The sequence below is a fragment of the Zafaria cholistanensis genome (assembly GCF_008580665.1).
GTDB lineage: Bacteria > Actinomycetota > Actinomycetes > Actinomycetales > Micrococcaceae > Zafaria > Zafaria cholistanensis.
Window position 1 is genome coordinate 50932 of the sequence record NZ_BKDJ01000013.1, and the last position, 21230, is coordinate 72161.

Genomic DNA, 21230 nt, shown 5'->3' on the forward strand with positions numbered 1-21230 from the left:
TTGGGAGGGAAGGGGTCGGTTCCCGGGCCGCGGACGCCTGCCCGGGAACCGGCAGGGTTAGCCAATGAGCCGTGGCGCGCCCGTCTCCGCACCGGACTCGGGAAGCCCGGCCCCCGTAAGGGCGGAACCGATCGTGCCGTCGGATTTCATCGAGGCGATGGCCTCATCCAAGGCCGCACCCAGGGCATTGTTGGACTTGATGTAGGGGAAGGTGATTTGGGCCGGTTCCTTGGAAGCCTTCACGCGCGCATCCGGCTTGACGGCCACCACCTTGTACTTGGCATCGTTTTTGTACATTTCGACGGCGGACCCGTAGCTGTCGATACCGGTGTCGATACGGCCGGTCTTCAAATCGGCCTGCATTTCCACTGCGGACGGGTAAATGGTCAGCTTGTCGCCCAGAAGCGTTTTCAGGTCGGGCACCCAGAGGTAGCCGTCCACCGTGCCCACCTTGCGGGCTTCCAGGGCGGGGATCTGGTCAATGCCTTCAGCGCTGATGGTGGCCATCTCGTCGGTGTAGACCGGCGCGGTGAGTCCGACGACCTTGTCCCTTTCAGCCGTCCGGTAAAAGGCCCCGAGGGCCACATCCGCCCGGTTGGACTGGACCGCAGGGATCGCGCCGGCGTACGAGGTAGGTTCTGCCTTGATCTCCAGGCAGTTTCGCTTGGCAAATTCCTTGATCAGCTCTCCGTCCACGCCTGCCAGCTCGTTGCCCGCATAAGTGGAGAACGGTGGGAGTTCAGGGACAGCGACCGTAAGGGTGCCGGCAGTCAGGGTCTCAAACGTGGCGGCGGGCTTGCAGTCAGCGGCGACCGTTTTGGCAGTCCCGCTGCCGCACGCGGTCATGGCGGAGAGGACAAGCGCGCCGAGCGCCGCAGTGGTGAGGAAAGACTTCTTCATGGACGAGATCCTCTGCTGGGAAGGAAGTGTGATATACAACACTTAATCGGTTGTCGATTACTAATAACAGATCACCGCCGCCTCAATGTCAAGGTAAAAGTTTTCTGTGACGGCCCGAGATTGCGAGGGTATTTCCGCCACGTTTCAGCACCTGCCGCTTAGGTCCAAAAGGACCACTGCGACTCTCTGCTGGCAGGAAGGCCGTGGACTGACGGACAATGGATTACACACGACTATGGGAGGAAAATATGGCGTCTATCTCAGCCTTAGGTGGCCACGTTGACGCGTCGGCCCTCCGACACCTGACCCTGAAGGATTCGGCAGAAGAAATCGTTCGCCGCGCACTCCTGAGCGGCTCCATGAAGCCCGGGGAGATCTATTCGGCCAACAGCCTCTCCGCCCAGCTCGGCGTATCCAACAGCCCCACCAGAGAAGCCATGATGGCCTTGGCCGGCAAGGGACTCCTCGAAGTCGTGCGCAACCGCGGCTTCCGGGTCGTGGAGATGAGCGACCGGGACAAGCAGGAGGTCTACGACCTCCGCCTGCTCATCGAGGTTGAGGCCGTCCGCCGGGTGGCGGCAGCCGGCGTTGACCAGTCGGAGGCACTGGTCCTGAAAAACCTGACCGAGAAGACCATCGAAACCGCGGGCACTGAGGACATGCTGGAATACCTGGAAGCGGACCAGGCCTTCCACTGCCACCTGGTGGGACTATTGGGCAACCGCCGCTGGCTGGCGATCGTCGAAAACCTCCGGGACCAGTCCCGGATCACCGGCTCGTACCACCTCAAGGAGCGCGGCATGCTCATGAGCAGTGCCGAAGAACACCGGGGCATCATTGAGGCCGTCCTTGCGGGCGACGACCGCCGCGCCGCGGAACTGATGACCCGCCACCTCGATTACGCCCGTCCCGATAGCGGGACGGCATAACCTCGCCTCCAGCCCCCGAGCCCGCCCTGCCCACCGGCAGGGCGGGCTTTTTCGTTGCCCAATGTGACACTGCAGCGCATGCGACATTCCGCCTCGTGGCGGGCTGGTCTGAGGAATTGGCCTTACCCCCTTGACGGCCCGAGTGGGACCGGTCACCATATATGTAATCCATAACCCATTACCGATTGCTTGTGGGCACGGTTTCAAGGCGCATAGAGCCCAGTTAGGAGACATCACCGTGGCAAACCAAGTCGTCCCCCTAGGCCTGAGCTACGCCCCGTCCCAGCCGACGGAAGCCGAGGTCGTCATCATTGGAGGCGGCATCATGGGTGTCAGCACGGCCTGGCACCTCGCGGACCGCGGCGTAAAAAACATCGTCATCCTTGATCAGGCCGAATTCGGCAGCGGTTCCTCCGCCAAGCCACTCGGCGGGGTGCGGGCCAACTTCTCGGACCCGGGCAACATCGTTTTGGGGCAGCGTTCGCTGGCCGAGTACGCCAACTTCCCCGAGAAGTTCGGGGCAGACATCGGCCTGCAGAACGTCGGTTACCTGTTCCTGTGCCGCTCGGCCAACGAGGCCGAGGACTTGGCCAAGGCCACGGAGATCCAAAACTCCATGGGAGTCAACAGCCGCATGGTCTCCCCCGTCGAGGCGGCCGAAATCAACCCCCTGCTGGACCCGTCCGTACTCGTGGCCGCGTCGTTCTCCCCCAGCGACGGCTTCGCCGAGCCCGGCCTCGTAGTCCGGGCTTATATGGCGGCAGCCAAGGAAAAAGGCGTGACGTTCCTGAACCGCACGCAGGTCGTCGACATCCAGCGCAACGGCGGATCCATCGAATCGGTCACCACCAACCGAGGCACCATCCGCACCGGCGCCGTCGTCTGCTGTGCCGGAGCGTGGAGTGCCGGGATCGGCGCGATGGCAGGCGTCGACCTGCCGGTGACCCCGGTACGGCGGCTTATTGGCATGACCCGCCAGCAACCCCAGCCTTTCCCACGCGTGCCCTTCACGCTGGATTTGTCCACCACCATGTACTTCCACAACTACCTCAATGGCCTGCTCATCGGCATTTCCCACAAACAGGAGTCCGGCTTCTCCCGGGAGTTCAACTACGACTGGCTCCCCGAGTTCAATGCCGCTGCCTCAATCTGCGCCCCCGCGCTGGAAAACCCGGACCTGGAATGGGGCTGGGCAGGCCTGTATGAGAACACCCCGGACCACAACGCCCTCATTGGGCAGGCGCGCGAGCTGCCGGGCTTCTTCTACGCGACCGGTTTCTCCGGTCACGGCTTCCTGCAGGGACCCGCCGTGGGCGAACTCGTGGCCGACCTCTACCTGGACAAGCCCACTTTCCTCGACTCCTCCCATTTCTCGGCCGACCGCTTCCACGGGAGCGAAACAGCGCTGCGGGAAGTCAACATCATCTGACCCGCCCGATCCAGGCATCGAAACACCGCACCAGAAAGGAACCATCTCCATGTCCTTCCGCGCGCACTGGCAGTTGCGGGCAGAGTTCGCCCGTCGGCTGTCGGCCATGTACGGGGATGAAGTCCCCGCCTACAACACCCTCGTGGACGTCTCCACTGCGGTGAACGAAGACCACCTGCGCAATAAGGGTGCCGAGGCCGAACGCCTGGGCAGCATTTCCCGGGTGACCGCCGAACGCCACGGAGCCATCCGCGTCGGTTCCCCCCAAGAGATGTCGCAGGTAGCCCGCGTGTTCGCCGCCTTCGGCATGCACCCGGTGGGCTTCTACGACCTGCGGGACGCCTCCAAGTCCTCCGTTCCCGTCGTCTCCACCGCGTTCCGGCCGGTCGAACCGGACGAGCTGGCCAAGAACCCATTCCGGGTCTTCACCTCCATGCTCGCCGCTGACGACCCTCGCTTCTTCAGCCCCGAGCTGCAGGAGCAGCTGCGCGACTTCATTGGCGCGCGCACACTCTTCCCCGAAGAGCTGCTGGAGCTGGCGGACCAGGCCGCGGAGCACGGCGGCTTGGAGGGGGGCGACGCCGAGCGCCTGCTTGAGCTGGCCACCGCGGCGTTCAAGCTCTCCGATGACCCGGTCGATTACGCCTGGTACAAGAAGCTCGAAGCGGTCTCCGCGGTGGCCTCGGACATCGGCGGCGTCACCAGCACCCACATTAACCACCTCACCCCGCGGGTGCTGGACATCGATGACCTCTATGCCCGGATGGAAGCCCAGGGGATCACCATGATCGACGAGATCCAGGGCCCGCCCCGGTGGGACGGCCCCGACATCCTCCTGCGCCAGACCTCCTTCCGCGCCCTGTCCGAGGACCGGATCTTCCGTTTCGAGGACGGCACCGTGGGCCCCGGCGAGCTGCGCGTGCGCTTCGGTGAGGTCGAACAGCGCGGCATTGCCCTCACCCCGACCGGGCGGGACCTCTATGACCGGATGGTCGCCGAAACCGACCGCCGGCTGGCGGCAGGGGAAGGCAACGGCGTGCGCGTCGACGTCGCCCGTGGGGTGTGGGAGGAAAACCTTCCCCGTACCGAGAAGGAATTGGCTCTCCAAAAGCTCGCCTACTTCACCTTTACGGTGGATGGCGATGCCTTGGGCAGCCACTACGGCGACTCCCTGCGGGGCGGGACCGTTTCCTTGACGGAATTGATCGAAAAGGGCGTCGCGGTTCCCGAGCCCATCGTCTACGAGGACTTCCTGCCCCGCTCCGCAGCCGGGATCTTCCAGTCCAACCTCACCGACGACGGCTCACGCGACGACGCCCAGACCGGCACCGATTACGACATCGACGTGATGTCCACCATCGTCGGCCGCCCCGTGGCCGACCCGGCCGAGCTCTACCAGCGCCAGCAGGACGCCTCCATTGCCGCACTGGCAGAAGACCTGGGCACGACCGTCGAGGTCTGACCCGCAAACCACCCAAATCCAGAGGAGACAGAAGACATGACCGAGACCATCCGGGAAACCTCCCTCGCAGCATCCGTCAGCCGCGCACTTGAGGCCTGCGGCGTTACCGCCGAGGCCCTCGGCGGCGAGCATGAAGCACGCAGCCCGCTCACGGGCGAAGTGCTGCTCACCGTCCCGACCGCCACCGCCGAAGACGTCACCGAAGCCATCACCAAGGCCCACGAAGCCTTCCTGCAGTGGCGCGAGGTGCCCGCACCCGTGCGCGGCAACGTCATCAAGCGGTGGGGCGAGCTGCTCACCGAGCACAAGGAGGACCTGGCGATCCTGGTCCAGGCCGAGGCTGGCAAGATCACCTCCGAAGCTCTGGGCGAAGTCCAGGAAATGATCGACATCTGCGACTTTGCCGTTGGACAGTCCCGCATGCTCTACGGCAAGACGATGCCGTCCGAGCGCCCGGGCCACCGGCTGCAGGAAACCTGGCACCCGCTCGGTGTCGTGGGCGTCATCTCCGCCTTCAACTTCCCCGTCGCCGTCTACTCCTGGAACACCGCCCTGGCCCTGGTCTGCGGCGACTCCGTGGTCTGGAAGCCCTCGGGCATCACTGTCCTGAGCGCTCTGGGCGCCCACGCCCTGCTGGCCCGTGCCATCAGGGACACCGGCGCCCCAGCCGACATCCACCAGCTGGTCATCGCGGACCGCCACGCCAGCCAGGCGATCATTGAGGATCCACGCGTGGCCCTGGTCTCCGCCACCGGCTCCGTGCGTCTGGGACAGGAGATCGCCCCGCGCATCGCCGCCCGCTTCGGCCGCGCCCTGCTGGAACTTGGCGGCAACAACGCGGCGATCGTGGCCCCCAGCGCCGACTTGGATCTCGCTCTGCGCGGCATTGTCTTCGCAGCCGTCGGCACTGCCGGCCAGCGCTGCACCACCATGCGCCGCCTCATCGTGCACGAATCCATCGTCGACGAACTCACCGAAAAGCTCGTCAGTGCCTACGGCACCCTGCGCATCGGCGACCCGACTGAGCCCTCCACCCTGGTAGGCCCGCTCATCAACGAAAAGAGCTTCAACGACATGCAGCGCGCCCTTGCCGATGCCCGGGCCCAGGGCGGAACCGTCCTGACCGGCGGCGGACGCGTTCTCGCCGACGAGCGTCCGGACGCCTACTACGTTGAACCTGCCATCGTCCGCATGCCCCGCCAGAGCGAAGTGGTCCAGGACGAAACGTTCGCGCCCATCCTGTACGTGCTCACCTACAGCGACTTCCCGGAGGCAATCGCCCTTCAGAACGGCGTACCGCAGGGCCTGTCCTCGGCGATCTTCACGAACGACCAGGCCGAAGCCGAGAAGTTCATCTCCGCCGCCGGATCCGACTGTGGCATCGCCAACGTCAACATCGGCACCTCCGGTGCCGAGATCGGTGGCGCCTTCGGCGGCGAAAAGGAAACCGGTGGCGGACGCGAATCCGGCTCCGACTCCTGGCGCGTGTACATGCGCCAGGCCACCAACACCATCAACTACTCCGGCGAGCTTCCCCTCGCCCAGGGCGTCAAGTTCCTCTGACCCCACCGCTGTGGCCCGGTTTGCCTGTCGGCCGGGCCACAGCCCTCCTTCTCCCACAGCACACCCTAGGAGCGCACCGCCGATGTCAAGCATGTTCGACCTCATGGACGAATGGGGTCCCGAGAAAATAGTCGCGGTCAGCGACGCCAAGACGGGAATGAAAGGCGTCCTCGTCATTGACAACACCTCCCGGGGCATCGGCAAGGGAGGCACTCGGATGCAGCCCGGAGTCACGGTCGAGGAAATCGCCCGCCTTGCCCGCGTCATGACCTGGAAATGGGCTGGCGTGGACCTGTTCTACGGCGGGGCGAAGGCCGGCATCCAGGCCGATCCGCGTTCGCCCTATAAGGAGGAGATCCTCCGCTCCTTCGTGCGCCGGCTTTCCAACGAAGTGCCCCGCGAATACGTCTTCGGGTTGGACATGGGCCTGACTGAGAACGACGCCGCGGTGATCATCGACGAACTCGGTGACAGGGGTTCGGCCGTGGGCACCCCCTACGAACTGGGCGGAGTGCCCTACGATCAGCTCGGTATCACCGGCTACGGTGTGGCCGAAGTCGTTGACCAGGCCGCCAGCCGGCAGGGACTGCAGGGATCCCGCGTCGCCGTACAGGGCTTCGGCGCCGTGGGTCACGCCACCGCCTCCCGGCTGCACGATCTCGGTTACCAGGTCGTCGCCATTTCCACGGCCCAGGGTGCCATCGCCGATCCCAACGGACTGGACATCCCCGAACTGCTGCGCCGCCGCAGCGAGTCTGGCGACGCTTTGGTGGCCGATTTCCCGGAGCTGAAGATCGACCCGGGCGATGAGCTCTTCGTTGATGCCGAGATCGCCGTCCCTGCAGCACTGCAGGACGTGATCGACGCGGCCGCCGCAGAGCGGATGGGCGCCCGCCTCGTCGTCGAAGGGGCCAACCTGCCCACCAGCCCTGAAGCCCAGCAGGTGCTGCTGCGGCGCGGAGTCACCGTCGTGCCGGACTTCGTGGCCAACGCCGGCGGCGTGGTCAGTGCGGCCTTCGCCATGGACGCCCGGTACTCCCCCTTCCGGGCAGCGACCGAGTCCATCTTCGCCACCGTGTCGGAAAAGCTTCGGTCGAACACCGTCCAGGTTCTTGAGGCGGCAGAAGACCGATCAGTGACAAGCCACGAAGCGGCCCGCTCTCTGGCACAGGAGCGAGTCCGGGCCGCCATGCTGCTGCGCGGCAAGCCGCTGCCGCACTAGCATCCGCCATCACGACCCACCCAGGAGTATGAGCCATGTCCCCGTCCCCGAAACGCCCCGGTCACGCCGCAGCAGAGGAACTCGTTGACGAGTTGCGCCGGCTCGGGCTGGAAGGAATCCTCGACGATTCGTCCCTGACGCGGGGCCTGTATTCGACGGATGCCTCCAATTATCGGGTGGTCCCAAAAGTGGTGGTCCTGCCCCGCTCAAAGGAGGACGTCATCACCACGGTGCAGGCGGCGGACAGGCATCGGGTTCCTGTGACCGTCCGCGGAGCCGGCACCTCGTGTGCCGGCAACGCGGTCGGGCCGGGCGTGGTCATCGACTTTTCCCGGTTCATGAACCGGGTCCTGTCAATCGATCCCGAAGCCTCCACGGCGGTCGTGGAGCCCGGGGTGGTGCTCAATACGCTTCAGGTGGCGGCCGAACCCTTCGGGCTGCGTTTCGGGCCCGACCCTTCCACGGCGACGCGCTGCACGCTGGGCGGGATGATCGGGAACAATGCCTGCGGCCCGCACGGGCTGTCCTACGGGCGGACCGCCGACAACGTGGTGTCCATGACGTGGCTGACCGGCAGTGGGCAGGTTATCACCGCCGGATCCGGTGTCGAAGCCCTGGACGCGGTGCCTGGCCTGGCCTCCTTCGTCAACGAGAACCTTGCGGTCATCCGGACCGAGTTCGGCCGCTTCGGCCGGCAGATCTCCGGGTACTCGCTGGAGCATCTGTTGCCCGAAAACGGCCGCAACCTGGCTGCGGCCCTGACCGGCACCGAAGGCAGCTGTGGCATCCTGCTCGAAGCCACGGTCAAACTTGTTCCCCGTGCCGCGGCCCCGGCCCTGGCCGTGCTCGCCTACGCCGACATGGCCACCGCCGCCGACGACGTGCCCGCCCTCCTGCCGTTCCGGCCCCTGGCCCTTGAGGGACTGGACGCCCAGCTCGTCGACGTGGTGCGCCGCGCCCACGGCGGTGCCAGCGTCCCGGCCCTGCCGGCCGGGGGCGGCTGGCTCATGGCCGAAGTCGGGGGGGACACCGCCGAGGAGGCCGTCGAGGCCGCCGGCAAGTTGGTGGCCGCCTCGCGCGCCCTGGAAGCCAAGGTCCTGCCCGCGGGTCCGGAGGCCACGCGGCTGTGGCAGATCCGCGCCGACGGAGCGGGTTTGGCCGGCCGGACGGCCGCGGGCGAGCAGGCATGGCCCGGCTGGGAAGACTCCGCCGTTCCCCCGGAACGGCTGGGCGCCTACCTGCGCGGTCTGGAGGCCCTCATGGCCGACGAAGGCGTGTCCGGGCTGGCTTACGGGCACTTTGGCGACGGCTGCGTGCATGTCCGGGTCGACTTCCCCCTGGAGCGCGACGGGTCCCTCATGCGCCGGTTCCTGGAGCGCGCCGCGGCCCTGGCCGCTGAGCACGGCGGATCCCTCTCCGGCGAGCACGGCGACGGCCGGGCCCGCTCGGAACTGCTTACGACCATGTACAGTCCCGAGGCCCTGCGGGCCATGGAGCAGTTCAAGGCCCTGCTGGATCCTGAGGACCTGATGAATCCCGGCGTCGTAGTCCGCCCCGCGCCCCTGGACGCGGACCTGCGCCGTCCCCAGGCCCTGCCCCTGACCGCAACCGATGGCTTCGCCTTCGCCCACGACGGCGGGGACATTACCCAGGCCGTGCACCGCTGCGTGGGCGTGGGTAAATGCCGGGCGGACCTGCGCCCGCAAGGCGGGTTCATGTGCCCGTCCTATACCGCCACCCGCGACGAGAAGGACTCCACCCGCGGACGTGCCCGCACCCTGCAGGAAATGCTCAATGGCGGCGTCGTCACCCTCGGCTGGTCCTCGCCCGAGGTCCACGAGGCCCTGGACCTGTGCTTGAGCTGCAAAGCCTGCGCCAACGACTGCCCTACCGGCATCGACATGGCCATGTTCAAATCAGAAACCCTGCACCAGACCTACAAGGGACGCATCCGTCCTTTGAGCCATTACACCCTTGGCCGTCTGCCGCAGTGGCTCAAGCTCTCCGCCGCCGTGGCCCCACTGGTCAACATCACTGGCCGAATCCCTGTAGCGCGCAAGCTGATGATGGCCCTGATGGGAGCCGATACCCGACGCTCCCTGCCACCGCTGCCGGTGCGTCCGTTCCGCTGGACCAGTCAAGCCAAGAAGCACCTGCACGCCGCCCCCGGGGCGCCCAAGGTCCTGCTTTGGGTCGATTCCTTCTCCGATGCCATGGCCCCGGGAGTCCCCCGAGACGCCCTGGAAGTCCTGGCCGCGGCCGGATGCGACGTTAAGGTGTCCGGGCCCGGCGCCTGCTGCGGCCTGACCCTTATCTCCACCGGCCAACTCACCGCCGCCAAGGCCAAACTCCGCAATACCCTGGACCTGCTCATCCCGCACGTGCGCGAAGGACGCGCCGTCGTCGGGCTCGAACCCAGCTGCACCGCCACCTTGCGCTCGGACCTGCTCGAACTGCTCCCCGACGATCCCCGCGCCGCCGAACTCGCCCGGTCCGTGAAGACGGTCGCCGAATTTCTCACATCCATCGACTGGACCCCTCCCCAAGCGGCCGAGAAGCTCCTCGTCCAACCGCACTGCCACCACCACTCCGTCATGGGCTATGGTCCGGACCAAGCCCTGCTGGAAGCCATGGGTTGCGACGTCGAAACCTCCGCCGGATGCTGCGGGCTGGCCGGGAACTTCGGCATGGAAAAAGGCCACTACGAAGTCTCCGAAAACATCGCCCGCGGCGGAATCCTCGCCAAAGCCGAAGCTGCGCCCGACCGGGCCATCCTGGCCGACGGCTTCTCCTGCCGCACCCAGGTCCGCGACCTCGCGGGCCTCGACAGCCGCCACCTCGTGCAAGTCATTGCCGAAGCCCTCCGGTCGGGATCCGGCAGGGAAAATCAGCAGCCGGTTACGGCCGGATCAGTGATAACGCCAGATAACTGAACCATCCACCGAAGTGCTTCATGAACTCTCGTCCCGCCCACCGTTTTGCAAGCGGAGGACGGATGCAAGACGGTCGGGCGAGACACATGCGGGATGACGGACGAACGCGACCTCATTCCTTGGTGGCAGCTTAGGAGGTAGGCGTCTTCTGCCCAGAAACGGGTGTGTTCAAGATGGTATGTGCTGCCTGCATCGCAGCCCGGAGGGCGCCTTCGAGGTGGCCGGCGCACTCGGTGGCAGTTTCGGTCGAGGCCCAGTGGATCCTGTGATGGACCGGCCTTTGGAACGCAGGGGATCCGTAGTGGGCGGCGGAGGCTTGATGGGAAGGGCTGGACGGGGTGGTAAAGGGTTCCCGGCTCCAGTCCACGGTCTGGATTTCGCGCACGTTCCGGGCGGCCGGTCCGAACATGCGAACGAGTTGGTCCCTGAACGCGGCCTCGATGTCAGCCGTGTCCTGGCCGGCAAACCGTGCGGCGGGGGCAAAGCCAAACAGCGCCGCGAATGATCCCGCGGGGCCTGCGTGGTCATGGACTTCGCGGAAGGGGCCGTGGTAACTGATGGCCGATCCCGAGAGGCCGTGCTCACGCCAGAAGGGCGCCTCGTAGACCGCAACAGTCTTCACGGTGCTTCCCATCCAAACCATCGTGTTCCGAGCGATGTCCCGCACCTCCTCCGGCAGGGGCGGGTCGAAGCTGATCCCCTCCTCCGTCAGTGCCGGCGGCAACGCCAGGATCACGTGCCTGGCGGCATGGATGCCGCTGCGGGCCAGGACGTGCACCCGATCGCCGGTGACGGTCAGGGCCGAAACAGGGTCACCCAGCCTGAGGATGCCGGGTGTCAGGCGGCTGGCCAGGCCGTGAGCCAGGACCTGCGCGCCATGGTGGAAGCGGCGGGAGGGGACGTCGATCGGGTTTCCAGTGAGCCGGCGGGCTCCGGACCCGTCCGCCTCGAAGAGTGCGTCCCCTTCCAGGTACTGCGGGAATGTGCCCACACCAAGCTGATCAGCCAGTGCCCGGATATGAGGTTCGTTGGCCCAAAACCAGGTCGCGCCCAGGTCGATCGCACCCGGTCCGGCGTCCATGCTGAGGGTCCGGCCTCCCACACGGTCCCGGCCCTCGAGCACCGTGACGGTCCGGCCGGCCCGGATTAGGGTGTCGGCGGCGGCCAGTCCGGCGATGCCGGCTCCGATGACGACGACGTCGCACGTTACGTGGGCCGTGCTCATCGGGTGGTGGTGGTGTCGAAGACGAGGCGGAAGCGGGGCGCGACGGACCTGATGAGCCCGATGGCCTCGTTGCCATATTCCAGCGGAAGGCGTTCGGCCACGAGCCTAATGCCGTAGGTGAGGGCGAAGGCCATGGCGTCCTCGGTATCCTGGGCACTGCCGGTGAGGTGGCCGCCGATCGATTGGCCGTTCATGACGAGCCCGGCGAGGACGTGGATGCACCCGCCGTCGACGCCAATCAGCGTTAGGCGCCCGTGCGGGCGCAGGCCGAACACCGCGACCCGCCCCCAGACCGGGAGGCGGGCGTGGCAGAGGGGGTTGAACGTCGTGACGCCCGCGCATCCCATGGGTGCGGTGTCGAACACATCCAAGCCATCAGGGATGTGCGCCAGGGCGTCGGCCGGGACGGTGACGGATTCGGCCCACCCGCCGGGGCAGGACAGGCCGGGAATCTTGCGGTCGGGGCAGTGCACGATGCCGCCACGCCGGCAGGACGCACAGTGCCTGCAGCTGCCGCCGAACCAGCCCGCGACGCCCGGGTCCCCCACGCGCCAGTCCCCCACGCGCCGGCGCGCCACGCCGTCGCCGAGTTCGGCGTCGGCGCCGGCGCCGGCGATCTCGTGTCCGGGGGTGGCTCCGGGGGTCCGGGCGGTGCCGATGTCCGCATGGCACACCCCGCTGGCGGCCACGGAGATGCGCACCCACCCCGGCTCCGGCGCCGCGGCGGGCACCGTTTCGAGTGCCAGTCCCGTTCCGGCGGCGCTGACCCTCATGACGGCGGCACTGGTGGTCACGTTCCCTCGTTCCCGATCCCCCGGCAAGGTCGCCGGTCCCTGAACACTCACATCACCACCGAGGCTAGGGGTTCCCGCCCTTCGGCCGGTAGGGTCCGGGAATGAATCCAGCTATAAGATGCTGCTATGAGTGAGCGCCTGAACATCGAGGGGCTGCGTTACGCGCAGGCCGTGGCCCAGACCAATTCGTTCAGTGCCGCGGCGCGGGCGTATGGAGTGACGCAGCCGGCCCTGTCCAACGGTATCGCCAAGCTGGAAGAACGCCTCGGGGAACGCCTGTTCGACCGCTCCCCGCGCGGGGTCGCCCAGACCCCGTTCGGCGCGCGTATCCTGCCCCTGATCAACGGGGCCCTGACTGCCCTGGACCGCGTCACGGCCGAGTCGAACCGGTGGAACGCGCCCGAGGGCGGCACCATCCGCCTGGGCGTCTCGCCCCTGATCAACCCCAAGCTCATCGCCAGCGCCTACAGTGCCGTGTGCCGGCCTGCCGTCCTGTCGGAGCCGCGCAATCTGGTGCTGCGCGAAGCCAACATGGAAGAGCTCCGGGACGGACTTGCCGACGGAGACCTGGATCTGATCTTCATCCCCTCGGTGGCCCCGATGCCCCGCTACGAGCACCGGATCATCGACTCCGAACCCATGGTGCTCGTGGACTCGGCCCCCTTGTGCGCGGACCCCGTGGAGGTGGATGCTCTCGGCGAGACCCAGCTGATCCTCGTGCCCGATGCCTGCGGACTGACCCGGTTCACCCACGGCCTGTTCCAGTCGCATGAATTACCCCTGCATGCCTACCCGGGAGAGGCCTCCAGCTACCGGGTGCTGGAGGAATGGGCGAACCTGGGCCTGGGTTCGGCGGTTGTTCCCCGTTCCAAGCTCGCCAGCCCAGAGGCCCCCCACCGTCCGCTCCTGGACTCCGGGCAGGAGGTGGAGATCTTCTACGAGGCGGTCTGGGACCCGAAATCCCCGCTTGCTTCCGACCTCGCCATCTTGGCCGAACAGCTCGGCAACCCCTCCTAGCCATTCGCGTCCGCTATGGACCCATTCACCCTTGGTCCCTACCGCGGGTATTCGTGCGTCCATAACGTGGGGCTGTGCCAGCACCCGCTGGCCGACCTACGAATGGAGGAGCGCGACCATGGCCTATCTCGAAATCACCCTGATGATGGACGCGGACGACCGCACCGCGGCTGCCGGCGTCTACCGGCAGTACAGGCAGCCGTTCCTGAACACCGTCCCGGGTGCCCTCAGCAAGGAACTGCTCGTCCGCGACCAGGACGTCCAGGTCCTCCACGGGTTCGACACCGCCGAACACGCGCAGGCCTACCTGTCCTCGGAGCTGTTCACCCGCGACGTCGTCACGGGTCTGGCGCCGCTACTGAGGGCCGAACCCGAAATCCGCATCTACCAGAACGCCTGAGCCCGGAAGCAGGCATGACCGCAGCGGGCTCGGGCTTCACCGCCCACGCACCCGTCGTAGGCGGCACTCGGCCAACCGGCCGGTTGACCGAGGCAGCAGGTCGTTGATGTCCATGCCGGACCGGCCGGCGCGGAAAAGCCACCGGATTGATCCTGCCCTTCGGACGGGAGCCGACGCCCCAGACTTCAGACTTCAGACTTCAAACTTCAAATTTCCACACATCAAAGGACCACCGTGCCAGAATCCCAACCGCCCGCGCTTACACCCCCTGCACTCATCGCTCCGGAGCCGCCCGTGTTGGCCCCGGTGCAGAGGCGCACGATGGTCGTACTCGTCATCATGCAGATCATCGGCACCGTCGGCGTCGGCGTCGCGCCCTCGATTGGCGTGTTGTTGGCCGGGGAAGTCACCGACAACGAAGCGTGGGCAGGTTTGGCACGCACGGCCAGCACCCTGGGTGCGGCACTGCTGGGCCTGCCGCTGGGTAATCTCGCCGCGCGTCGCGGACGCCGCATGGCTCTAGCCAGCGGCTGGTGGATCGCGGCCGCAGGCGGAGCGATCCTGGTCGCCGCGGCGCAATGGAACCTCATCGTTCCGCTCTTCCTTGGCCTGCTGTTGATCGGCGCCGGGTCCGCCGTCAGCCTCCAGGCACGGTTCGCCGCGACCGATCTTGCTGAGTCGGACCATAAGGCCCGCTCCCTGGCCCTGGTGGTGTGGGTCGGAACGCTCGGTTCCGTGCTCGGCCCGAACCTGGGGGTGCCGGGCGAGATTATCCACCGGGCCACCGGACTCACCGTCTTCGCGGGAGCATTTTTCCTTGCCGCCATCTGCTTGGGCCTGGCCGGGACCATCGTGTTCCTGTGGCTGCGGCCCGACCCGCTCCTAACCCTGCAACGCGCCTCCCCCTCAACGACGGCCCCTGCCGGGAAGAAGCCGAATCCCGTGCGCCGCATCCTGGCCGAGCTGCGCGAGAACCGGCCGGCCCGCTTCGCCGTGATCGCGATCCTCACCGCCCAGGTGGTGATGGTCTCGATCATGACCATGACGCCGGTACACATCGCCCACCAGGGCGGCTCGATTACCCTCATTGGTCTCACGATCAGCCTGCACATCGCCGGCATGTACGCGCTGGCGCCCCTGGTCGGATTCATCACCGACCGCTACGGCCACCGGCCCACGGTCGGGGCAGGGATCCTCATCTTCCTGGTCTCCCTCATCATCGGGGCGCTCCGGCCCGACGGCACCGGATGGATCATCACGTCGCTGATCCTGCTGGGCATCGGGTGGTCGTTCGTGAACGTCGCCGGCTCCGCCCTGTTCAGCAAGGTCGTCTCACCCCAGACCCGCGCCTCCTCCCAGGGAGGCGTCGATGCGCTCTCGAACCTCTGCGGCGCCACGGCAGCCTTCGCCGCCGGCCCGCTGCTGGCCGCCAGTAGCTTCTCCATGCTCTCCCTCCTCGCCATCGCCGTCCTGATCCCGCTCACCGCGCTCACCGTCAGCCGCGGACACACTCCCAAGGCCTAACCCACCGCGACCTCTCACCGAAGGAGGCGGCCTCATCCGCCGCTCGGTGGCGCGGAAAGTATGAGCTCAGTGCCGGCCGTCCCTGCCGGTGAAGGCCTCCTGCTCGGCGAGGACTGCCTGGTTCCCTGCCCTGTTTGTCCGTGCGGGACCTTCGGTCAGGCTGGCCTGTGGCGAAGCCGAAGGCCCGGCACGGTGCTCGCTGAGCAGGACCAGGGCCACGCCCGCCGCGCACAGGGCGAATCCCGCCAGGGTCACCCCTGTCAGGGGCTCGTCGAACAGGGCCGTTCCGGCCACCGCCGTGGCCGGGGCCACCAAAAACAGCAGGGCGTTGAGCACGGTCACTCCCACCCGGCGCAGCAGCCACCAGTAGAGCCCGTAGCCGACGACGGTCGGCACGGCGGCGGCAAAGACCGCCGCCATCCAGAACCCCGCCTCGAACGGTGGCCAAAAGGTGCCCGTCAGCAGTGATACCGCCAGCAGGGCGGCCGCGGTGACGCCCACGTGCACCGTCAGCGTGGTCAGCACCGGAAGCGTCGAGGGCCATCGCCGGTCCACGAACGTGCCCACGATGAGGAACGCCATGGCCAGCAACGGGAGAAGGTAGGCGGTGACTCCGGTGTCGACGTCCGCCGCCTGCGAAGAAACCACCATCACCGCCCCAACGGTGCCGACCGCAAGTCCCAGCCACTGGGCCCCCCGCACCCGCAGTCCCAGCACCGGCCCCACCAGGGTGGCGACCACGATGGGCTGGACCGCGTCGATCAGGGCCGTGGTGCCGCTGGCGACCCCCAGAGCAATGGCCGCGTAGACCGAGACGCAGTACCCGAACTGGCCCAGCAGCCCGATCCCCGCCTGCCGCCGCAGCCCCCGCAGGTCCAATCGCCGGAAGTCCCCGCGCGCCGCGGAGACGGCCAGCAGGACCACCGCCAGCGGAAGGAACCGCCACACCAGCAGCGTCAGGAAGGGCACGTCCACGGTGCCGATCTTGGCCACCAGGAACCCCGAGCCCCAAGCCGAGATGAAGGCCGCCGCCGCGAGCACAAGGCCCAACCGCTGCAGCAGGCTCGCTGTCTGAAGTAAACCGATCTGTTTATTCACGCCCCCAATATACACATCTGTATAGTGGAGGCATCATGGACGTTCCTGTTCCGGACCTGGACACGCTCACCCCCGCCGCGCGGCGCATCCTGGAGGCCGCCTCCACCCTTTTCTACGAACGCGGCATCCACGCCGTGGGTGTGGACACCATCGCCGAGGCGGCAGGGGTTACGAAGAAGACCCTCTATGACCGCTTCGGCTCCAAGGAATCCCTGGTCGTGGCCTACCTCAGGCTGCGCGAACGCAAGTGGCGCGCCATCCTCAGCCAATACCTGGACATGACCCCGAACCCCGGGATCGATCGCGTGCTCAGCGTGTTCGACGCCGCCTCCTTCTGGTACCGGGTCAACGGCTCCAAGGGCTGCAGCGCCGTGAACGCACGCGCCGAGACGGTCCCCGAGGCCGACGGCCACCTCGTCTTCCCCGAGGTCACCGGCCAAAAGGCCTGGATGCTGGAGACCTTTACCAACCTCTGCGCCGAAGCCGGATGCTCCGACCCCGCCGCCACGGGCCGGACCCTGATGCTGCTCCTGGAAGGCTCCCTCGTCACCCTGGGCATGCGGACCTTCGCCGAGCCCGTCGAACAGGCCCGGAACGCGGCCCACGCCATCCTGGTCCACGCAATCCCGTCATGAGGAAGCGAACCTCTCTCCACGGGAAGGCAGTAATAACGGCCAGCCTCAGCAGGAGCGGGACGCCTCCACGATGGGCAGTCGCATAGTTCGAGCCCCTCCCGGCACTTCCATCCCCCGCGCAACGAGCGCACGGGGACAAGCATGTCTCGCAAGTAGAAGGTAGCGGGGCCCGCATGTTGAGACAGTGCGCCTGCATCAGGAATCCGCGTGCTGGACGTAGTGAATTGCAGCGATAGGTGGCGGTGTTTTCGCGGTGCCAGCCGGCCGGCAACCCGTGGGGTGATTTGGCGCGGGACCTCCCTGGAGATTCGCGTTCAGCCGTGGGTAGTCCCTGCCAGCGGCCCGGACATGGACACGCGGGTCACCTGCAGGGTCGAGTCCCGGGTGGAATTCGTCCTCGACGGGCGCACCGAGTCCTTGATGTCAGCGAGCCAGGGATACGGATCCTCGCCTGCAGGCGTGCTGGCGTTGCTCTACCAAAGGGACGTGAATTTTAACGATGAGTTGCGGCATGCGCCCATCCTGATAGACCACCCACTGCCGACACGCTGAACTGCCGGAAGCCGGCCCCCGGTTTTCACCGGCACCATCGGTGCGACCAATTCCCCTGCACATCAGTCAGTTCCGACGGGTACGGGCGGGAAAAGTACCCCCCTACATCAGCGCTGGCCCCGTCCTTCGCCCCTGTCACGGGACACTAACTGCTTTCCCAACACGTCCTTAGAGCCGCAGCGGGGTTGCGTCCGCCGCTCGCGGCAGGATGTCGAAGTCAAAATCTGCCGCGTTCAGCAGGCGACGTGTTCCCGTTCCGGTCTCCCACACCCACAGGACGCCAAGGTGCGGCGCCACCACGTCGGTGCAGCCGTGCAGTTCGGTGCCGTGCGCGTCCTTGGCGACAATGGCGTCGCCGCCGCGAATCTCATGCAGCTTCTGTGATCCTTGCATCGGTTTTCTCCTTTTCGGGGCGCTGGGCCGCGCCCCACGGGCACGCCGGGGATGCCGGTTAGCGCGTTGATGGGCGGCACCCATCATTGGGCGCCCTTGGTGGAATTGCTGTGTTGCCGAAAGGCCGCGGAGGGGCCAAACGGGGGCGGAACCCCTGTGAAGGCGCCGGCGAGTGCCGGCCCCCGGGGATGGCGGCGCTAGTACATCGTGCTGGCCAGGAGGTCGGCCAAACGGCGCGCCGAATGGCGCAGCTCCGGCACCTGCGCGAGGAGGTCCTCGCGCGAGGAGGACTCCACGGGGGAGGTCAGCGAGATCGATTCGGTGATGGTTCCACTTCTCGAGGGGACCGCAACGGCCACCGAGACGACGCCGGTTGCCCGCTCGTCCTCGGAGTAGGCGAAGTCCTCCCCCGGGGCGGGCAGGCGCCGACGCAGGTCGGCGGTCGTGAAGCCTGCGGGTTCGTATTTCCGCTCGACGGAGGCATGGGCCACCTGCTCGAGCTGGTCCGCCTCAAGCGACGCCAGGAGGATCTTTCCCGCGGCGCCGACGGTCAGGGGCAGGCGCCGCCCCTGGGGCAGGTCGTAGCCAAGCGATGCCGCGCCGACGACGCGTTCAACCAGAACCCGCTCGAATCCCAGCCTTGAGTACAACGACGCCGTCAGCCCGGTTTGTTCGGCCAGATGCTGCAGGATCGGCCGGGCGGCCCGGGCCAGAGGGTCGGACTCGAGGAACACGCGGGCGGCCGGCAGGACGGCCGGTCCGATGCGGTAGCTCTTGTCCGTCTGGCTGACCAGGCCGTACTCCTGCAGGACTCGCAGGATCCGCAAAGTCGTGGGCGAACTCATTCCGCAGTCCTTAGCGATCTGGTTCAGCCGCTGGGGATGCTCGTAGCGCTGCAACTGCTCGAACACCTCAATGGCACGGGAGAGCGACCGCATGCTACTGGCCGACCGGGACTCGGACGTCTTGGGTTCCACCGTCATTCTTTCATCCTACGCAATCTGCGCCGTGACCTACCTCGCTTGACCGTGTGATGTGATCCATGCCATCATTTCATCTCACGTTACTAAATTTTATTCTATGAAATTTGTAGCCGTAATACGCAACTAAATTCAAGGATTCCCATGACCTCAGTCACAGAAGCCCGCCCGGTGCGGCGGCTGCGCCGTTCGATTGTGGCCGGCCAGCTGGTACTGGCAGCCGTCGGCGCATACGTCCTGGCCGAATCGGCCGGGCTCGGGCTATGGAACGAGCTCGGACCGGGACCCGGGTTCTTCCCCTGCGTTCTGGGCGCAGCACTGGTGCTGCTCTCGGTTGTTTGGTTCTTCCAGGAGCGCGCGGGCGTGCAGGCGGCCCCGGCTGCCGAGGAGGCCGACGGGTCGCAGGTGCGGTCCGTGATGCTCAGCCTGGTGGTCCTGACTGCCGCGCTGCCGTTCATTGGCTTCCAGCTGGGGGTCTTCCTGTTCCTGATGTACCACCTGCGGCTGCGGGCGCGGACGTCCTGGATCAAGTCGGTGCTCATCTCGCTGTGCGGCAGCGTGGGCGTCTACTACCTCTTCACTCTGGGGCTCAACGTTTCTCTCCCTGAGGCGGCCATCGTTCCCCTCAGCCTGATCGGACTGTGACCATGGACGTATTGAACGAACTGCTCAACGGGTTCGCCGCGGCCCTGACCTGGCAGAACCTCTTGTTTGCCTTCATCGGCTGCCTGCTCGGCACCGTGATCGGCGTCTTGCCGGGCATCGGCCCTGTGGCCGGGGTGGCGCTGCTGATTCCGTTGACCCTGAACCTGGACGCGGCCGGGTCGATCATCATGCTCTGCGCGATCTTCTACGGCACCACCTACGGCGGAACCATCACCAGCGTCCTGCTGAACACGCCTGGAGAGGCCGCCTCGGCCATCACGACCCTCGATGGGTACACGATGACCAAGCTCGGTCGCGCCGGTGTGGCGCTCACCATCGCCGCCGCCGGTTCCTTCATCGGCGGCTCGCTGGCCACCGCGGGCCTGGTGATCGCGGCCAGGCCCCTGGGCAGCCTGGGCCTGATGATCGGCCCACCCGAGTTCTTCGCCCTGGTGGTGGTGGGCATCTCGCTGCTGGTCGCCCTCGCGGGCCGCTCCATGGTTCGCGCTCTCATCTCCGGCGCGCTGGGCCTGCTGATCTCCATGGTCGGCATCGACCCGGTCGCCGGCGCGCCCCGGTTCACCTTCGGCATGGAACGCCTGCTCGACGGGGTCAGCTTCGTCGCCGTAATCGTGGGCCTGTTCGGGCTCTCCGAGATCCTCGCCCACCGCCCCGGCAAGGACAAGGTCGTCGTCCAAGCACCAGGCATGCGTGCCCTGCTGCCGACCCGCACCGACTGGCGGCGCAGCGCCCCGGCTTTCGCCCGCGGCACCGGTATCGGTTTCGGCTTGGGCCTGATCCCGGGGATGACCGGATCCGTGTCTTCCCTCCTGTCCTACGGCGCGGAAAAGAAGTTCTCCAAGTACCGCAGGGAACTCGGCCACGGGGCCGTCGAGGGCGTCGCGGGACCAGAAACGGCCAACAACGCGCACGCCAACGGCGCCCTGATCCCGCTCTTCACCCTCGGCATCCCGGCCTCCCCGACGATCGCCGTCCTCATGGGCGCGTTCCTCCAACAGGGCCTGACCCCCGGCCCCACCCTGTTCGCCGAGCACGCGGACATCGCCTGGACCATCATCGCCAGCCTCTTCATCGGCAACATCCTGCTACTGGTACTCAACGTTCCGTTGGTGGGCCTGTGGACTTCCATCCTTAAAATCCCATACCCGATCCTCACCGGCCTGATCCTCATGTTCATGGTGGTCGGCGCCTACACGATCAACTTCTCCGTCTTCGACGTCTTCGTCATGATCCTCTTCGGCCTCGTCGGCCTGGCGCTGCGCCACTTGGACATCCCGCTGGCACCCATGGTCCTGACCCTTGTCCTGGGACCCCTGATGGAGCGTTCCCTGCGCGAATCCCTGGACATCTCCCGCGGCGACCTGACCATCTTCCTCGAGCGCCCGGTCACCGTGACCCTGCTGGCCCTCGCCGCGCTCATCGTCTGCAGCCCGCTGCTCAAGCTGCGCAAGCCCGCCGCCCTCGTGGCCGACGACCCCGAAACCTAAACCACCCGCACCACCAACTCA

The 21230-nt window shown here is 66.8% G+C and carries 18 protein-coding genes; 12 read left to right on the forward strand and 6 right to left on the reverse strand.

The features are described from left to right. Nucleotides 1-57 precede the first annotated feature (57 nt). The gene (locus NCCP_RS11760) at nucleotides 58-900 is read right to left on the reverse strand and encodes an ABC transporter substrate-binding protein (protein ID WP_216364710.1); all 843 of its coding nucleotides are present in this window, start codon (nucleotides 898-900) and stop codon (nucleotides 58-60) included. Nucleotides 901-1148: 248 nt separating this feature from the next. Here NCCP_RS11760 and NCCP_RS11765 point away from each other — a divergent pair, with 248 nt between their 5' ends. The 6 genes from NCCP_RS11765 (at nucleotide 1149) to NCCP_RS11790 (ending at nucleotide 10438) form a co-directional block, all read left to right on the forward strand. Continuing rightward, a complete protein-coding gene (locus NCCP_RS11765) occupies nucleotides 1149-1829 on the forward strand; it encodes a GntR family transcriptional regulator (protein ID WP_149957481.1) in 681 nt (226 codons plus the stop codon). A 238-nt stretch (nucleotides 1830-2067) separates the two neighbouring features. Beyond that, on the forward strand, nucleotides 2068-3258 hold the full coding sequence (locus NCCP_RS11770; RefSeq protein ID WP_149957482.1) for an NAD(P)/FAD-dependent oxidoreductase: 1191 nt from the start codon (nucleotides 2068-2070) through the stop codon (nucleotides 3256-3258). Nucleotides 3259-3307: 49 nt separating this feature from the next. Then, a complete protein-coding gene (hglS, locus tag NCCP_RS11775; protein WP_149957483.1) occupies nucleotides 3308-4720 on the forward strand; it encodes a 2-oxoadipate dioxygenase/decarboxylase in 1413 nt (470 codons plus the stop codon). Between the two features lie 36 nt (nucleotides 4721-4756). Then, nucleotides 4757-6283 carry an L-piperidine-6-carboxylate dehydrogenase gene (gene amaB / locus NCCP_RS11780; RefSeq protein WP_149957484.1) on the forward strand — a complete coding sequence of 509 codons (1527 nt, stop codon included), beginning with the start codon at nucleotides 4757-4759 and terminating at the stop codon, nucleotides 6281-6283. A gap of 82 nt (nucleotides 6284-6365) precedes the next feature. Next, nucleotides 6366-7505 (forward strand): Glu/Leu/Phe/Val family dehydrogenase, encoded by a 1140-nt coding sequence (locus NCCP_RS11785; RefSeq protein ID WP_225873811.1) that lies wholly within the window; start codon nucleotides 6366-6368, stop codon nucleotides 7503-7505. Nucleotides 7506-7540: 35 nt separating this feature from the next. Next, on the forward strand, nucleotides 7541-10438 hold the full coding sequence (locus NCCP_RS11790) for an FAD-binding and (Fe-S)-binding domain-containing protein (protein WP_149957485.1): 2898 nt from the start codon (nucleotides 7541-7543) through the stop codon (nucleotides 10436-10438). A gap of 130 nt (nucleotides 10439-10568) precedes the next feature. Here NCCP_RS11790 and NCCP_RS11795 read toward each other — a convergent pair whose 3' ends face one another. Beyond that, nucleotides 10569-11663, reverse strand: coding sequence for a flavin monoamine oxidase family protein (locus tag NCCP_RS11795; RefSeq protein WP_149957486.1), 1095 nt, complete (start codon nucleotides 11661-11663; stop codon nucleotides 10569-10571). Further along, the gene (locus NCCP_RS11800) at nucleotides 11660-12457 is read right to left on the reverse strand and encodes an alcohol dehydrogenase catalytic domain-containing protein (RefSeq protein ID WP_216364711.1); all 798 of its coding nucleotides are present in this window, start codon (nucleotides 12455-12457) and stop codon (nucleotides 11660-11662) included. Before NCCP_RS11800 ends, NCCP_RS11795 begins: the two co-directional genes overlap by 4 nt. Nucleotides 12458-12583: 126 nt before the next feature. Between NCCP_RS11800 and NCCP_RS11805 the strand changes: the two genes are divergently transcribed. The 3 genes from NCCP_RS11805 (at nucleotide 12584) to NCCP_RS11815 (ending at nucleotide 15398) form a co-directional block, all read left to right on the forward strand. Further along, complete coding sequence (locus tag NCCP_RS11805) at nucleotides 12584-13474, forward strand: LysR family transcriptional regulator (RefSeq protein ID WP_149957487.1); 891 nt, start codon at nucleotides 12584-12586, stop codon at nucleotides 13472-13474. Nucleotides 13475-13592: 118 nt separating this feature from the next. Beyond that, nucleotides 13593-13874 carry a hypothetical protein gene (locus NCCP_RS11810; RefSeq protein ID WP_149957488.1) on the forward strand — a complete coding sequence of 94 codons (282 nt, stop codon included), beginning with the start codon at nucleotides 13593-13595 and terminating at the stop codon, nucleotides 13872-13874. A 321-nt stretch (nucleotides 13875-14195) separates the two neighbouring features. Beyond that, nucleotides 14196-15398, forward strand: coding sequence for an MFS transporter (locus tag NCCP_RS11815; protein ID WP_149957489.1), 1203 nt, complete (start codon nucleotides 14196-14198; stop codon nucleotides 15396-15398). 66 nt (nucleotides 15399-15464) lie between these two features. Here NCCP_RS11815 and NCCP_RS11820 read toward each other — a convergent pair whose 3' ends face one another. Beyond that, complete coding sequence (locus NCCP_RS11820; protein WP_225873812.1) at nucleotides 15465-16496, reverse strand: DMT family transporter; 1032 nt, start codon at nucleotides 16494-16496, stop codon at nucleotides 15465-15467. A 35-nt stretch (nucleotides 16497-16531) separates the two neighbouring features. Here NCCP_RS11820 and NCCP_RS11825 point away from each other — a divergent pair, with 35 nt between their 5' ends. Beyond that, nucleotides 16532-17131: a TetR/AcrR family transcriptional regulator gene (locus tag NCCP_RS11825; protein WP_149957490.1), complete on the forward strand. Its 600-nt coding sequence runs from the start codon at nucleotides 16532-16534 to the stop codon at nucleotides 17129-17131. A gap of 720 nt (nucleotides 17132-17851) precedes the next feature. Here NCCP_RS11825 and NCCP_RS11830 read toward each other — a convergent pair. Both NCCP_RS11830 and NCCP_RS11835 read right to left on the reverse strand, forming a co-directional pair. Next, nucleotides 17852-18076, reverse strand: a complete 225-nt coding sequence (locus NCCP_RS11830) for a hypothetical protein (RefSeq protein WP_149957491.1) — start codon at nucleotides 18074-18076, stop codon at nucleotides 17852-17854. Nucleotides 18077-18273: 197 nt separating this feature from the next. Further along, nucleotides 18274-19059, reverse strand: coding sequence for an IclR family transcriptional regulator (locus tag NCCP_RS11835; RefSeq protein WP_149957492.1), 786 nt, complete (start codon nucleotides 19057-19059; stop codon nucleotides 18274-18276). 141 nt (nucleotides 19060-19200) lie between these two features. Between NCCP_RS11835 and NCCP_RS11840 the strand changes: the two genes are divergently transcribed. Beyond that, nucleotides 19201-19701 (forward strand): tripartite tricarboxylate transporter TctB family protein, encoded by a 501-nt coding sequence (locus tag NCCP_RS11840; RefSeq protein WP_225873813.1) that lies wholly within the window; start codon nucleotides 19201-19203, stop codon nucleotides 19699-19701. A gap of 2 nt (nucleotides 19702-19703) precedes the next feature. Next, nucleotides 19704-21209: a tripartite tricarboxylate transporter permease gene (locus tag NCCP_RS11845; RefSeq protein ID WP_149957493.1), complete on the forward strand. Its 1506-nt coding sequence runs from the start codon at nucleotides 19704-19706 to the stop codon at nucleotides 21207-21209. The last annotated feature ends 21 nt before the right edge of the window (nucleotides 21210-21230 follow it).

Bases quoted from the DNA above. Each gene is read 5' to 3' on its own strand.
- NCCP_RS11840 (WP_225873813.1), top strand. From the start codon at position 19,201: ATGACCTCAGTCACAGAAGCCCGCCCGGTGCGGCGGCTGCGCCGTTCG.
- NCCP_RS11760 (WP_216364710.1), bottom strand. From the start codon at position 900: ATGAAGAAGTCTTTCCTCACCACTGCGGCGCTCGGCGCGCTTGTCCTC.
- NCCP_RS11785 (WP_225873811.1), top strand. From the start codon at position 6,366: ATGTCAAGCATGTTCGACCTCATGGACGAATGGGGTCCCGAGAAAATA.
- NCCP_RS11815 (WP_149957489.1), top strand. From the start codon at position 14,196: ATGGTCGTACTCGTCATCATGCAGATCATCGGCACCGTCGGCGTCGGC.
- amaB (WP_149957484.1), top strand. From the start codon at position 4,757: ATGACCGAGACCATCCGGGAAACCTCCCTCGCAGCATCCGTCAGCCGC.
- NCCP_RS11845 (WP_149957493.1), top strand. From the start codon at position 19,704: ATGGACGTATTGAACGAACTGCTCAACGGGTTCGCCGCGGCCCTGACC.
- NCCP_RS11835 (WP_149957492.1), bottom strand. From the start codon at position 19,059: ATGACGGTGGAACCCAAGACGTCCGAGTCCCGGTCGGCCAGTAGCATG.
- NCCP_RS11830 (WP_149957491.1), bottom strand. From the start codon at position 18,076: ATGCAAGGATCACAGAAGCTGCATGAGATTCGCGGCGGCGACGCCATT.
- hglS (WP_149957483.1), top strand. From the start codon at position 3,308: ATGTCCTTCCGCGCGCACTGGCAGTTGCGGGCAGAGTTCGCCCGTCGG.
- NCCP_RS11765 (WP_149957481.1), top strand. From the start codon at position 1,149: ATGGCGTCTATCTCAGCCTTAGGTGGCCACGTTGACGCGTCGGCCCTC.
- NCCP_RS11810 (WP_149957488.1), top strand. From the start codon at position 13,593: ATGGCCTATCTCGAAATCACCCTGATGATGGACGCGGACGACCGCACC.
- NCCP_RS11805 (WP_149957487.1), top strand. From the start codon at position 12,584: ATGAGTGAGCGCCTGAACATCGAGGGGCTGCGTTACGCGCAGGCCGTG.
- NCCP_RS11795 (WP_149957486.1), bottom strand. From the start codon at position 11,663: ATGAGCACGGCCCACGTAACGTGCGACGTCGTCGTCATCGGAGCCGGC.
- NCCP_RS11825 (WP_149957490.1), top strand. From the start codon at position 16,532: ATGGACGTTCCTGTTCCGGACCTGGACACGCTCACCCCCGCCGCGCGG.
- NCCP_RS11790 (WP_149957485.1), top strand. From the start codon at position 7,541: ATGTCCCCGTCCCCGAAACGCCCCGGTCACGCCGCAGCAGAGGAACTC.